We start from the raw sequence: 12,738 nt of genomic DNA, 5'->3' as shown, positions 1-12,738 counted from the left end.
CATTCAAAGTTTCTAGTTACATGAAAAGAATATTCATATTGGTATTAACTGTGCTGGGTAGCCTGGCATTGAATGCACAAGAAGCTGCTAAAGTAAATCTGGTTCAAACTCCTGGTGAATTTCAGCAGAAAGAACTTAAGCTTGAAGCCGGTAAATCTTACTACTTCGAAGTTGAAAATAACGGCGTGGATCGATTGGTTGGATTTGTCATTGCTCCGAAAGGAAAAACAGATAAGCAGTACCACATTAAGGACGCTTATCTCTACAGCACCATAGCAGATGGTGAGATCTCAAGATCCAATGAGTTGACATTAGAAAAAGGAGAATACGTGTATTTCTGTCCTTTGAATCCTACACCGCAATACACCTTAATAGTGGAGTAGATGATGCTGGGACCGGCAGTTGGCGGTCCCTTTTTCCTTTCTTCAAACCCTAATTGCATGTTGAACATATTAAATTTCTATGGACTAGATTGGCTGGCAATGTGCCTAAGTGTAGTAGCAGTATGGATGCTTGGAAACAAAAATAAAGATGGTTTTATTGTCTTTATACTAGCGAACCTCATGTGGATTGCTATCTCAGCAACGTTGATTCACAGCTATGGTATAATCTTGGGAAACGCATTCTTCGTAGTGTATAATACCAGAGGCTATATAAAGCAGGTAAATGAAATGGCTTAAACCAGCTCACTTACATTGTCCAATGAGCCTTCGTACTTTTCCGCTTCGACGCCAAACTTGCGCAAAAAATCTACGCCCTCATCGCTTGGTATGCCTTTATACTCGGCGTACGATTTGAGATAAATCACTTTTTGAATTTTCATTGTATAAATGATTCTTGCGCAGGCAATGCAAGGTGAGAGAGTTACGTAAAGTGTTGCACCCTCTACGTCGGTTTTATTCTTCACCGCATAGAGTATTGCATTTTGTTCAGCATGCAACGCAAGTGAGCAGCTTCCTTTGGAATCTCTCGGGCATCCTTTTTCCGGCCATTCCAAATCACAGTTGTGAGTGCCTGACGGTGGTCCATTATACCCAATGGAAATGATCCGCGTGTCTTTTGTGAGTACTGCACCCACATGTCGTTTAATGCAGTGAGATCGCTTGGCCAGGTTTACTGCCAGCTCCATGAAAATGTCATCAAACTCCGGTCGCTCCATGATGCGAAATTAACCAGCCTATGTCTAAATAAAACTAAATAAATAATTGTCTCGTTCGATGCGGGAGTACCGTTGTATAATTGTCTTAGAAAAAACCTAAAAAATGCGTAGAAAACTAACCTTCCTATTATCCATCATTTGTACAATTCTTTTTGCTCAAGAGCCCGCGGATGAGCAAACCATGAGTTTTGAAGATTACAATCCAAGTTCAACCCTGGTGGTTCCTGAAAACCCCCTGACAAAGGCAAAGTTCCCATTTGTGGATATTCATAGCCACCAATGGAACCTGACCAAGGAGCGAATTGCGAGCTTGGTAGCAGAGATGGATGAACTGAACATGGGAGCAATGATTAATCTAAGTGGAAGAGGATTTAATAGAGAAACAAGGGACATTGGATCTCAAGAATATCTTGCCGGCATGGTGAGGAGAGTAGAAGGAGAGGCTCCAAATCGAATCATCGTATTTACGAATGTAAGTTTTAAAGACATTGGAGATGAAGGGTGGACAGAAAATGCTGTGAAGGCACTTGAAGAAGATGTAGCAGCAGGAGCCAGAGGACTGAAGATTTACAAGAGCCTTGGGTTAAGTTATCAGGATAAGGATGGAAACAGAGTGGCAATTGATGATCCTCGGATAGATCCGGTTTGGGCAAAATGTGGTGAGCTGGGAATTCCTGTGTTGATACATGCGGCAGATCCAGCATCTTTCTGGGATCCAATGGATGGTGATAATGAACGATGGCTAGAGTTAAAGCTGAGACCTGGCAGAAAACGAGGAGAAAATGATCCTGCACCTTTCGAACAGATTATAGCGGAACAACACAATATTTTCAAGAAACACCCAAATACAATTTTTGTAAATGCACACATGGGCTGGATGGCCAATAATCTGGATAAAGCAGAAAAACACCTGGATACGTATCCCAATGTCTATTTTGGAATAGGCGCTGTTATTGCAGAGTTTGGTCGACAACCGAGAAGGGCAGAGGCATTTTTTGAGAAATATCAGGATCGCATCTTGTTTGGAAAAGATGCTTACAATCCCGAAGAGTTTTATACCTATTTCAGAGTACTAGAGACCGAAGATGAGTACTTTCCATACTACAAGAAATACCATGCCTATTGGAGAATGTACGGATTGGGGTTGTCTGATGAGGTGTTGAAAAAGGTATATTATAAGAATGCTTGTAAAATTATTCCAGGCCTGGAAGTGAGTCAGTTTGAGTAGTATTAATGCTCTTTAAACTGCCGCTTTTTGATCATTCCTCCCTTGAGATCTTTTACACTGTTCATGACAATGAACGCCTTAGGGTCGATGTTTCGGATTTTGTTCTGAAGACTGGCAATTTCTAGTCTTGTGATGACGGAATAAAGAATTTCAGTATCCTTTAGATCTTCTCTTGGTCCGTACCCACTGGTTCCGTTGTAAATGGTTACGCCACGACCCATCTGTTCGGTGATCATCACACGCATAGCTTCACTACGGTGTGAAATAATGATCACACCAATGTATTCCTCTACACCCTCGATTACAAAATCAATGGTTTTCGATGCGGCGAGGTAAGTAAGAATAGAATACAGGGCAATTTCAATGGACAGCAGATAGGCTGCAGTAGAGAAAATGAGAATGTTGAAAACAAGGATTAAATCGCCGATGGTTAATCCGGATAAACGGCCAAGGTAGATTGCAAGCACTTCGGTACCATCCAATACTCCGCCACCTCTAACTGACAAGCCAATTCCAGCACCAAGAAAAAATCCACCAAAAACAGCAACAAGTAACTTATCCGATGTAATAATGGGATATTCTATGAACGTAAGCGCCAGAGCTAACCCTATAATTGCCAGAATGCTCTTGAAAACAAATGATTTTCCAATTTGGAAATACCCAAGCACGATGAATGGAATATTGATAAGTACAATTAGAATGGGAAGCGGATAGCCAGTAACGGCTCTTGTGAGAAGTGATATCCCGGTTACACCACCATCAATAAAATCATTTGGAAGAAGAAATCCTTTTAAGCCAAATCCGGCCGATAGTATACCTAAAATCAGGAAGATCAGTTCTTTGATCCAGCGACTTACCCTGTCCTTAACCTCGATGGATTGACGTGCAAGCGTGATGTCGCTGATACTTTCGCCACGACTGCCTAATAAACCCTTAAGAGATTTGAAGAATTTAAAAAAAGGCCTGGACTTATTCACTACTGGCTGTTACTATAGTATTCCATCGCCTTGGGCATATTGGCATTTAGGTCAGCAATCCGTGTATCGTGTGACGGGTGGGTTGAAACGAACTCAGGTGGTGCCTCACCACCACTGTTTGCTGCCATTCGCTCCCAAAACTTAGGTGCTTCTTGCGGATTGTATCCTGCCATTGCCATGAAATAGAGTCCCAATTTGTCAGCCTCGGATTCGTGTTTTCGAGAAAATGCCAGAATTCCAAGAGAGGTAGCAGCACCCGCTCCCTGCATGATTAATTCGGCTGGAACTGATGGTCCGCTACCGCCACCAGTTAGCAAAATACTCACCGCTGACAAGCCAAATTGTGCAGCATACCCTTGGCTTATTCGCTCGCGACCATGATTGGCGATAGCATGTGCAATCTCGTGACCCATAACTACCGCTACACCAAGTTCATCTTTACAAATAGGCATAATGCCAGTGTAAAAAGCCACTTTTCCACCAGGCATACACCATGCGTTTACGGTGCTGTCATTATCAATCAGGTTAAATTCCCAATTGTAGTCGGAGAGATATCCAGCTTCACCTTGATCTGCAAAGTATTGCTCTACGGCCCGTTGGATTCGTGTCCCAACTCTCTTTATCATACGAGATTGATCGGTCCCATTTATGATTTTACTCTCCTTTTTCACTTGCTCGTATTGCTCATAGCTCATCGGGAAGATTTTGTCATTGTCAATGAGCGCAAGCTGAGATCTACCACTTAGCGGTACGCTGGAGCACTGAGCCAAAAACAAAGCAACTAAAATGAGAGAAAATGATATGAGCTTATGCATATGTTTGGGTCTTTTTTAAATAATACTTTAAATGGTATTCCTTTGTTCAAAGATATGAAGTACTAGGCTTTAATTGCTATCAGTTTAACGTGAAATGAGGCATTTCATTTGACTTCACTTCAACCAAAAATTGTATTTTTAATTTATGAAGAAGATTAACTGGCTGGATCATATTGCCAACTTGCTGGTAGTCATACTAGGTATTAGCATTGCTTTCTATCTGGAGAGTTATAAAGAAGAGGAAAGTAATAGGACTCAAGAACGGAAATATATTGCAAGTCTGATCAAGGATTTAGATACGGACATTCAGGCCTTGGATACGCTTCATTCCATTAATGAGAGCATATCTGAGGCACTTGTTACTCTTTCGAATGCCAGCCTAGGAAGGTCGTATGGAAGTGATACAGCATTGATGAATTATATGTTTAGAATTCAGTACAATCCGCCATTTTCACCTCAGCGCACGACGTACGAGTCTTTAAAAGCATCGGGAAAGATGGATTTGATTGGCTCATTTGAACTAAGAAATGATGTCGTGGATTTATATGAACAATTCTATCGAGGTACAAACGAATTCGATGCTTCACTCAATGAGCACATCAGAGACTTCATTCGGCCTTTTAACATTGAAAACGTTCGTTTTTCATCAGGTCAGTCGATAAGTCCGGATTTTCTAAAGAAAAATGAATTTCGGAATATGATATTTGGCTATCGATACTTATTTATCGCAAAAGACAATTTCTACGTAAGTGTAAAAGAGCGTGCTGAAATAGTTAAAGGCAAACTGGAGGAATACCTAAGAGAAGAATAATTAAGCCAACTTTTCCCACTTTTCCATCAACTTCTCAAGTTCCGATTTTTTTTGATTGTATTTAATATTCACTTTTTCGTATTCAGCCGGATCATCATAAATTTCAGGGTCCCCCATTTGAATTTCAAGTTTGCTAATTTCCGTTTCTAAAGCTTCTATTAACTGCTCCACTTTTTTAAGCTCTTTGGCAGCCTTTTGATCTTCTTCGTTGTTTCGCGGTTTGGTGTTCTCTTTCTTTTTTGCTGGCCTTACTTCCTTGGCTGAAGTTTCATCTCCTTTATTATTTTTCTCCCACCACCAGGAAAATTCCTGAAAGGTGCCTGGATATTCTTTTACCTCCTGATCTTCGATCCACCAGATTTTATTTGCTACCTGAGTGATGAAATGCCTATCGTGAGAAACGAGTAGGAGCGTGCCTTCGTATTGCTGGAGTGCTTGTACCAGTATGCTCACAGACATCATGTCCAAATGGTTTGTTGGCTCATCGAGTAAAAGAAAGTTTGCTTCCGAAATAAGTGTCTTAGCTAGAGCTACACGTGATTTTTCACCACCTGATAGCACTTTGATTTTCTTAAATACTTCGTCATTGGAGAAAAGAAAACACCCCAGCACACTTCTTAGCTCTTGCTCTGTTTTTCCCGTTCCTGCTTGCTTCAGTTCTTCCAGAAGATCATTTTGAACACCAAGCGATTCCAGCTGATGTTGAGCGTAAAATGAATTGATCACGTTGTGACCGGTTTGTACTTTACCCTCATGAGGTTCAGTGCCTGCGACTATTCTTAGCAACGTGGACTTACCTTTCCCATTGGCGCCAATCAGCGCGATTTTGTCTCCTCGCTCGATACCTATAGTAGCATTATTTAAAATGCTCAAATCCCCGTAAGACTTTGAGATGTTTTCCAATCGTTTTACGTGCCTTCCCGATTGAGTTTTGAAGTTGAAGCGGAAATTGACTTTCATATTTTCGTCAATTACTTCTTCTACACGATCCATTTTCTCCAGCATCTTCATTTTGGATTGTGCCTGGCTGGCTTTAGTGGCCTTGGCCTTGAATCGTTCGATGAATCGCTCGGCTTCTTTTATCTTTTTTTGTTGATTCTCAAAGGCATTTTGCTGGAGCTCATTCCGTAGTGATTTTTCCTCCTCATAGAAATCATAGTTGCCCGAGTATACATGCAGGTCAGCTTGTGTTACTTCCACCACCTTATTCACTGATCGATTTAAAAATTCTCTATCGTGAGATACAATAATGTATGCTCCTTCGTAGGATTGAAGGTAATTTTCAATCCATTGGATAGAAGGCAGATCGAGGTGGTTGGTTGGTTCATCAAGCATAAGCAGACTTGGTTTTTCCAGCAGCAACTTCGCTAGCATAACACGCATCCGCCAGCCTCCGGAAAACTCGCTCAGTGGTCTTGACAGGTCTGAAGTCTTGAATCCAATTCCTTCTAGAATTTCTTCTGCTCGTGATTGAAGTGTGTAGCCTTCTTGTGCTTCGAATCGTTCCTGAAGTTTAGCCAACTTATCTACCAGCTCATCGCGATAATTTTCTTCCATCTCTTTAATCACCTTATCTATCTCTTTTTGGATAGCTATAGTGGAAGCAAAAGCTGTCATGGCAACAGCTAGAATGGAATCTTGTGTTTGAAAGGATAGCAAATCCTGATTGAGGAAACCAATAGTAGTGTCCTTGCTCATGGAGATCTTTCCACCGGATGGTTGAATGTCATTCACCATCATTTTCAACAAGGTGGATTTGCCAGTACCATTGAGCCCAATTAGGCCAATTTTGTCCTTTGGTCCAATAAAAAGAGAGGCTTCATCATACAATGCCCGATCTCCTAGATAATAAGAAAGATTTGTGATATCGATCATGCGCGCAAAAGTAAAACTTCGAAGGAGGAAATGAGTTTGTTTTGATAATATGTAAATTAGAATATCAAAAAAAATAAGTGAATTATGAATCGGCTGTTGGTACTGTTATTTGCATTTATCCTTTTTGCTTGTTCTTCAAAACAGGCAGATTCGGACATAAGTGACGAGGAGGCTGTAGATGAAATTTCGCTCGCTTCGCTTGAGGGATTAAACCTGGATCAGATCCAGCTACCAGACGGTTTTAAAATTGAGGTCTTTGCCAGAGTTAATAATGCTAGAGCAATGGCTCTTACAGAAAATGGAACCTTGTTTGTGAGTAATCGGGGAGGAGATAAGGTCTATGCCTTAAAGGATACGGACGGAGATTGGAAGGCAGATGAACGATATGTAATAGCAAGCGGTATGCGAATGCCAAATGGTGTTGCCTTTAAAGATGGCTCACTGTACGTAGCTGAAGTATCCAAGCTTTGGCGATTCGATAATATAGAATCTAGCCTTGATAACCCACCAAATCCGGTTAAAATCTATGCTGACTATCCCACAGACGGACATCATGGATGGAAATACATTGCGTTCGGACCTGACGGAAAACTCTACGTACCAGTAGGCGCGCCATGCAATATCTGTGAAAGTAAAAATGAAATGTATGCGAGCATCACGCGAATGAATCCTGACGGATCAGAAAGAGAAGTTTATGTGCATGGTGTAAGAAACACGGTCGGTTTTACCTGGCATCCGGAAACGGGCGAAATGTGGTTTACCGATAATGGTCGCGATTGGTTGGGAAATGACAGTCCGTCGTGCGAGCTAAATCGTGTAAGTGAGCAAGGACAGCACTTTGGATACCCATACTGCCATGCCGGCGATGTTAAAGATCCTGAGTTTGGAGGAAAGTACCCGTGTTCAGACTTTGAGCCACCAGCTCAAAATCTGGAACCACATGTGGCTCCCCTTGGTGTGAAATTTTGCACAAGTGAGGCATTTCCTTCTGAATATAAGAATAAAATTTTCATAGCAGAACACGGTTCGTGGAACAGAGATGCTGACGTGGGTCACACGGGTCATAAAATAACCATGGTCACGGAGGAGAATGGTCAAGGTGTAGCCTATGAAGACTTTGCAGTAGGCTTCCTAAATAAGACCACCAACACAGCTTGGGCAAGACCTGTAGACCTAATCTTTGCAAAAGATGGATCCATGCTCGTATCTGATGACCTGGCTGGAACCATCTTTCGAATTACCTATACCAATTGATACAATAGGCTTACCTAGGAATCTTTTGTGAAGGTTGCTGTAAACGTGCAACCTGGGGCATCTTCGTCGGTAAATGTGATGTTCAAGGTTGTAGAATTTGTGAAGCTATATGTCACAGTATTACTGCATACCTCTTCTTCTCCAAAGATCCCTGGTTCACATAAAAGAAAAGTGGAAGCAGTTAATGATTTCAAAATCCCAAAAGTTGATTCACTCAAATCAGGATCTGTATTGTCGCTTATGCCATATAAACCTTCATCAGAGATTTGAACAAACAAACAAAAGGTAAAGTCGCCGCATGTATTTTCGCCATTATCACTTGCGTTTGTGCATCCTGATGCAGTAACCGATGTGGCGGTCCAATCGCCTATAAGTGGTGCGAGTAGCGCAGGGTCCAGATTGTCAATATCTGCATCTGGTGCAGAATCATCGCTACTGCAGTTTACAAGGAAAAAAGACATTACAATAAGTAGAAGGTATGATAAGTTTTTCATGGTGGTTTTGGTTAATGAATTCAATCAATTTAATCTTTTTTCTTTTTACTACGCTTTCGGCTTTGATTGTAATGCAGGTATAAAGTATTGATGAAAGAGAGGATTATGCCGACACCTATTAAGATGTAAATGATTGTAAATACTTTCCCTGCATCTGTCTGAGGAGCAAAATCTCCGAATCCAATTGTAGTAAGGGTTATGAAGGAAAAATAAAATGCATCTAGGTAGCTCCATCCTTCCAGTTCGTGATACATGAATGTTCCGGTAATTAAAATGGTGACACTCGTAAGCAACAGGTCGCGATATTCCTTATCCTCAAGGAATGCTTTAATGGTACGGAAGAAAATCATGCAATTAAATTACTGATTCCTTTTCAAAGTTTACGAATATCGGATTTTGTTAAAAAACCTTTTTTGCCTGATGGTGCTATTACTCGAACATACTTATGATTGACAGCCGCAATTTTAAGAAGCTCTCCAACTCGCAATGTATCGGCTATTTGAGCTGAAAGCTTCATTTCATTTTTTATAAGAAGCATTTTAGCCACTTTTATTTCTTTTCCGAGAAGAGCGGTATCAGCTGTAAATTCTGAAGGTCTCTGATATTCTTTTACAATAAACGAATATGGATTAATTGGGCCGTTATTATATATGCCAAAATGCAAATGTGGAGGCGTATACCTCGCATTGCCTGTATTGCCTACGGTACCAATAGTGTCTCCAGGGTTTACCTTATCGTATCGTTTTACTTTTTGGTCTTGTAAGTGCGCAAAGTATAGGTGATTTCCTGTTTTGCGATCGTATAGCCAAACAACCTTGCCACCAAGCCCACGTGTCCCCACAAATCGTACATCTGCGACTATAGGAGCAAGTATTGGAGTATGTCGCCTTGCGAATATATCTACACCGTGATGATCCCTGCGTCCGCCATCTCTGGGATCTCCAAAAAAACTTCGAATGGCTCTTACGTCTTTACCAGCTACTGGAAAAGCAAGTGTAGGCACATTCTCAATGGTAATGGTATATTGACCACCTCGTAGCAGCTCAGGTTGAAGTCTGAGTAAGTAGGAAGCGTCTCTGCGCGGAGCAAAGCCCAACTCCAACACACTGTCTGCAGAAGCGACATGTCGGAATTGATTTAACGAATCGTTTTCTACACGGAAGAGATCAATGAAGAGGTGTGTGGTGTCTGTGGTTACGAGGTTGATACTCACCAAAACTTTCTGTCCTCTTTTTACATCGAATCGATAACCATGAGCATCTGGCTTTAAGTCAGCTATTTCAAAGGCTTCTTGGTAGGGTAGTTGGATTTTGATTTGCTCCTGGAATGGCTTGTCAGCGGCTGCTACCCATTCTTTACCTAACGCTGTATTGAGCAAGTTGGCTTGCTTGAGCGAATACCAATATGCTTCGTGATCATTTCGGGGATAAAACCTTTCAGGAACGACTTCTTCTGTGCAACTAAATAGCGTAAGTGCTCCAAGGATTGTGGCAAGAAACTTTGATGACATACCACATGTACGGAAAATCTGTCGAGGTGTTAGTTATTTTCTATTTTCTCTCCGTGCTTATAGGTTATCTCTTCAATTAGATTACCCTTTTTATCGTAGTACATCCACACACTGTGGCGTCGGTTTCTTGCATACTTACCGAAGTATTCTACCTGACCATTTTTATGGTAGGAGACATAGTCGCCGTGAAGTTTATTTAATTCATAATTGGCCTCTACTTTAATATCTCCCGTCGGATAGAATTCCTTAAAGATTCCATACTTGTTTCCGAAACGGTATTCAGTCACAGATTGCTTCGCTCCTTTTACAAAGACTTCTTGTAGTCCATGCATTTTGCCTTTTTCATAACGATGGATGTTGAGAGGATTTCCTTTGGTATCCCAGGATTTCCATGTGCCATGAGGGAGCTCATTGAGCAGCTCTTTTTCTGCTATAAGTTGGCCTTTTTGACTGTATTCTTTAATCGAAGCATTGAGCCCACCATTGGTAAAAGTGGACGCCAATCGGACTTCTCCATTTTCGTGATAGTCAATACTTTTTCCGATTCGATATCCATCCTTGTATTTGTATTCGCTTTTTGCATCACCATCATCAAAGTAGACAAGATAGTCTCCTTGTAGTGCTCCTTTCGCATAGTTACCAATAGCTTTTAACTGACCGTTTTCATAATACATCTGCACGGATCCAGATCTATCTCCTTGTTTGTTTACAACTTCCATCTCCAGGTCACCGGAGGGGTAATAGGTCTTATACGTACCATCCAATAATCCCGAACGGTAGGTAGCTTCCAGTTTTAAGTTTCCATTTTCATAGTATTGACGTGTCTTCCCATTGGGCTTTCCTTCAGCATAATTGACTTCCTCTTTCACTTTTCCATTTTTATAATAGGAAAGAACCAGACCGTTTGGCTTCCCATTCACAAATGAAGTAGTTCCTTTTAGGTTCCCGGCCTCATCATACAGACGAATAGCTCCTACAAGAGTATCGTTATGGAAAGTAGATTCTTGAATTACCTTGCCTGAAGAAGTGAAAACCTGAGTAAGTCCTTCTCTAAGATCATCGTGGTAGATTGTTTGTCGTTGGATGCTGCCATCTGGATAGTAGTTATAGAAAATACCGTCTTTGGCACCAGACCGGAATTTCCCGCTGACTATAATATTTCCATTCAGATCGTACATTTTGTACGGTCCATCAACCATTGCGCTATCATTGTTGAGTATTTGGTACTCTTCTTTGAGTTGGCCCTGATCGTAATAAGTTTTAACAGGCGTCTGTGCATATACTGCTACAGAGGCAATTAAGAAGATGAGATTGGTTAGTGATTTGGTCATATCGAAATAAAAAAGCCCAACGAAAGAACGCCGGGCTAATTTATAAATTGTTAATCTTAGATTATACCCTCTCTATGACAATTGCGGAAGCTCCTCCTCCACCGTTGCAGATTCCAGCACATCCAATCTTTCCATCTTTTTTATTTAACACATTGATGAGTGTCGTAATGATTCTTGCGCCAGACGTTCCAAGCGGGTGACCCATAGCTACTGCGCCACCAAAGACATTGAGTTTTTCTCCATCTAACTCTAACTTTTGCTGGTTTGCTAAAGCTACAGCTGAGAAAGCTTCATTTACTTCCCAGAAATCTACATCGGATTTATCCACACCGGCGTGAGCTAATGCCTTAGGAACTGCCAATGAAGGTGCTGTTGTAAACCACATGGGGTCTTGTGCCGCGTCTGCAAAACCTCTGATCTTAGCAATTACTGTTAGTCCAAGTTCCTCTGCCTTCTCTTTGCTGACAAGAACTAGTGCCGAAGCGCCATCATTGATGGTTGAGGCATTAGCTGCGGTTACGGTTCCATCTTTATTGAAGACCGGACGAAGCGCTGGTATTTTGTCATAATTCACATTTCTGAATTCCTCGTCTTCATCCATTACCACTGGATCTCCTTTTCGTTGCGGAATTTCTACAGGGACAATTTCATCCTTGAATTCACCAGCTTCGGTAGAAGCAGCTACTTTCTTATAAGAGTTAATGGCAAATTCATCTTGAGCTTCTCTGGAGATGTTCATTTCTTTTGCTGTGTTATCAGCACAACTCCCCATTGGAAATTGATTATAAGCTTCCCATAACCCATCGTGCATCAATCCATCAATGAGCTGTCCATGTCCGTATTTATAGCCAAATCGTGCTTTAGGTACATAAAATGGAACATTTGACATGCTTTCCATACCACCAGCTACTACTACATCATTGATGCCTAACATGATAGACTGTGCGCCTAGCATTACAGACTTCATACCGGAAGAGCATACTTTGTTTACTGTGGTACACGGTACATTGTGACCAATACCAGCACCAATTGCTGCCTGTCGGGCTGGCGCTTGACCAAGACTTGCTGAAAGTACATTTCCCATGTATACTTCATTGACATGATCTGCAGAAACGCCAGACTTTTCCAATGCTCCTTTTATGGCGACTGTGCCAAGCTGAACTGCTGAAAATCCAGCTAGCTGACCTCCGAAGCTTCCAATTGGTGTACGTACTGCTGATGCTATATAAACTTCTTTCATATGAATTGATTGGTTAAAATATATATGTGTTTATAATCAATAAA

14 protein-coding genes are annotated in these 12,738 nt (G+C 41.3%); 5 read left to right on the top strand and 9 right to left on the bottom strand.

The features are described from left to right. The first annotated feature begins 20 nt into the window (after positions 1-20). On the top strand, positions 21-383 hold the full coding sequence (locus ABJG98_RS06030; protein ID WP_348278587.1) for a cupredoxin domain-containing protein: 363 nt from the start codon (positions 21-23) through the stop codon (positions 381-383). Positions 384-440: 57 nt separating this feature from the next. Next, a complete protein-coding gene (locus ABJG98_RS06025; protein ID WP_348278586.1) occupies positions 441-680 on the top strand; it encodes a hypothetical protein in 240 nt (79 codons plus the stop codon). Here the strand turns inward: ABJG98_RS06025 and ABJG98_RS06020 are convergent. After that, positions 677-1,159: a dCMP deaminase family protein gene (locus ABJG98_RS06020; protein ID WP_348278585.1), complete on the bottom strand. Its 483-nt coding sequence runs from the start codon at positions 1,157-1,159 to the stop codon at positions 677-679. The genes ABJG98_RS06025 and ABJG98_RS06020 overlap by 4 nt on opposite strands. Before the next feature lie 103 nt (positions 1,160-1,262). On the opposite strand from ABJG98_RS06020, the gene ABJG98_RS06015 reads away from it, so the two are divergent. After that, complete coding sequence (locus tag ABJG98_RS06015) at positions 1,263-2,387, top strand: amidohydrolase family protein (protein WP_348278584.1); 1,125 nt, start codon at positions 1,263-1,265, stop codon at positions 2,385-2,387. Between the two features lie 2 nt (positions 2,388-2,389). Here the strand turns inward: ABJG98_RS06015 and ABJG98_RS06010 are convergent, their stop codons facing one another. Both ABJG98_RS06010 and ABJG98_RS06005 read right to left on the bottom strand, forming a co-directional pair. Continuing rightward, a complete protein-coding gene (locus tag ABJG98_RS06010; RefSeq protein WP_348278583.1) occupies positions 2,390-3,364 on the bottom strand; it encodes a YitT family protein in 975 nt (324 codons plus the stop codon). Further along, the gene (locus ABJG98_RS06005) at positions 3,364-4,179 is read right to left on the bottom strand and encodes a M48 family metallopeptidase (RefSeq protein WP_348278582.1); all 816 of its coding nucleotides are present in this window, start codon (positions 4,177-4,179) and stop codon (positions 3,364-3,366) included. Before ABJG98_RS06005 ends, ABJG98_RS06010 begins: the two co-directional genes overlap by 1 nt. Before the next feature lie 145 nt (positions 4,180-4,324). Here ABJG98_RS06005 and ABJG98_RS06000 point away from each other — a divergent pair, with 145 nt between their 5' ends. Beyond that, positions 4,325-4,990, top strand: coding sequence for a DUF6090 family protein (locus ABJG98_RS06000; RefSeq protein WP_348278581.1), 666 nt, complete (start codon positions 4,325-4,327; stop codon positions 4,988-4,990). Here ABJG98_RS06000 and ABJG98_RS05995 read toward each other — a convergent pair whose 3' ends face one another. After that, positions 4,991-6,865 carry an ABC-F family ATP-binding cassette domain-containing protein gene (locus ABJG98_RS05995; protein ID WP_348278580.1) on the bottom strand — a complete coding sequence of 625 codons (1,875 nt, stop codon included), beginning with the start codon at positions 6,863-6,865 and terminating at the stop codon, positions 4,991-4,993. It abuts the gene before it with no gap. An 84-nt stretch (positions 6,866-6,949) separates the two neighbouring features. On the opposite strand from ABJG98_RS05995, the gene ABJG98_RS05990 reads away from it, so the two are divergent. After that, positions 6,950-8,119 (top strand): sorbosone dehydrogenase family protein, encoded by a 1,170-nt coding sequence (locus ABJG98_RS05990; protein ID WP_348278579.1) that lies wholly within the window; start codon positions 6,950-6,952, stop codon positions 8,117-8,119. A gap of 14 nt (positions 8,120-8,133) precedes the next feature. On the opposite strand, the gene ABJG98_RS05985 is transcribed toward ABJG98_RS05990, so the two are convergent. From ABJG98_RS05985 to ABJG98_RS05965, 5 genes are all read right to left on the bottom strand, one after another. Then, entirely contained in the window at positions 8,134-8,613 is a 480-nt protein-coding gene (locus tag ABJG98_RS05985) for a hypothetical protein (protein WP_348278578.1), read from the bottom strand. A gap of 29 nt (positions 8,614-8,642) precedes the next feature. After that, positions 8,643-8,963: a potassium channel family protein gene (locus ABJG98_RS05980; protein WP_348278577.1), complete on the bottom strand. Its 321-nt coding sequence runs from the start codon at positions 8,961-8,963 to the stop codon at positions 8,643-8,645. 23 nt (positions 8,964-8,986) lie between these two features. Beyond that, a complete protein-coding gene (locus tag ABJG98_RS05975) occupies positions 8,987-10,123 on the bottom strand; it encodes a M23 family metallopeptidase (protein ID WP_348278576.1) in 1,137 nt (378 codons plus the stop codon). 29 nt (positions 10,124-10,152) lie between these two features. Further along, a complete protein-coding gene (locus ABJG98_RS05970) occupies positions 10,153-11,454 on the bottom strand; it encodes a hypothetical protein (protein WP_348278575.1) in 1,302 nt (433 codons plus the stop codon). A 61-nt stretch (positions 11,455-11,515) separates the two neighbouring features. Then, on the bottom strand, positions 11,516-12,694 hold the full coding sequence (locus ABJG98_RS05965; RefSeq protein ID WP_348278574.1) for an acetyl-CoA C-acyltransferase: 1,179 nt from the start codon (positions 12,692-12,694) through the stop codon (positions 11,516-11,518). Positions 12,695-12,738 lie beyond the last annotated feature (44 nt).

Source organism: Ekhidna sp., assembly GCF_039960695.1.
Classification (GTDB): domain Bacteria; phylum Bacteroidota; class Bacteroidia; order Cytophagales; family Cyclobacteriaceae; genus Ekhidna.
The sequence above is the reverse complement of the archived record's forward strand: the minus strand, read 5'-3'. Positions and strand labels throughout refer to the sequence as shown.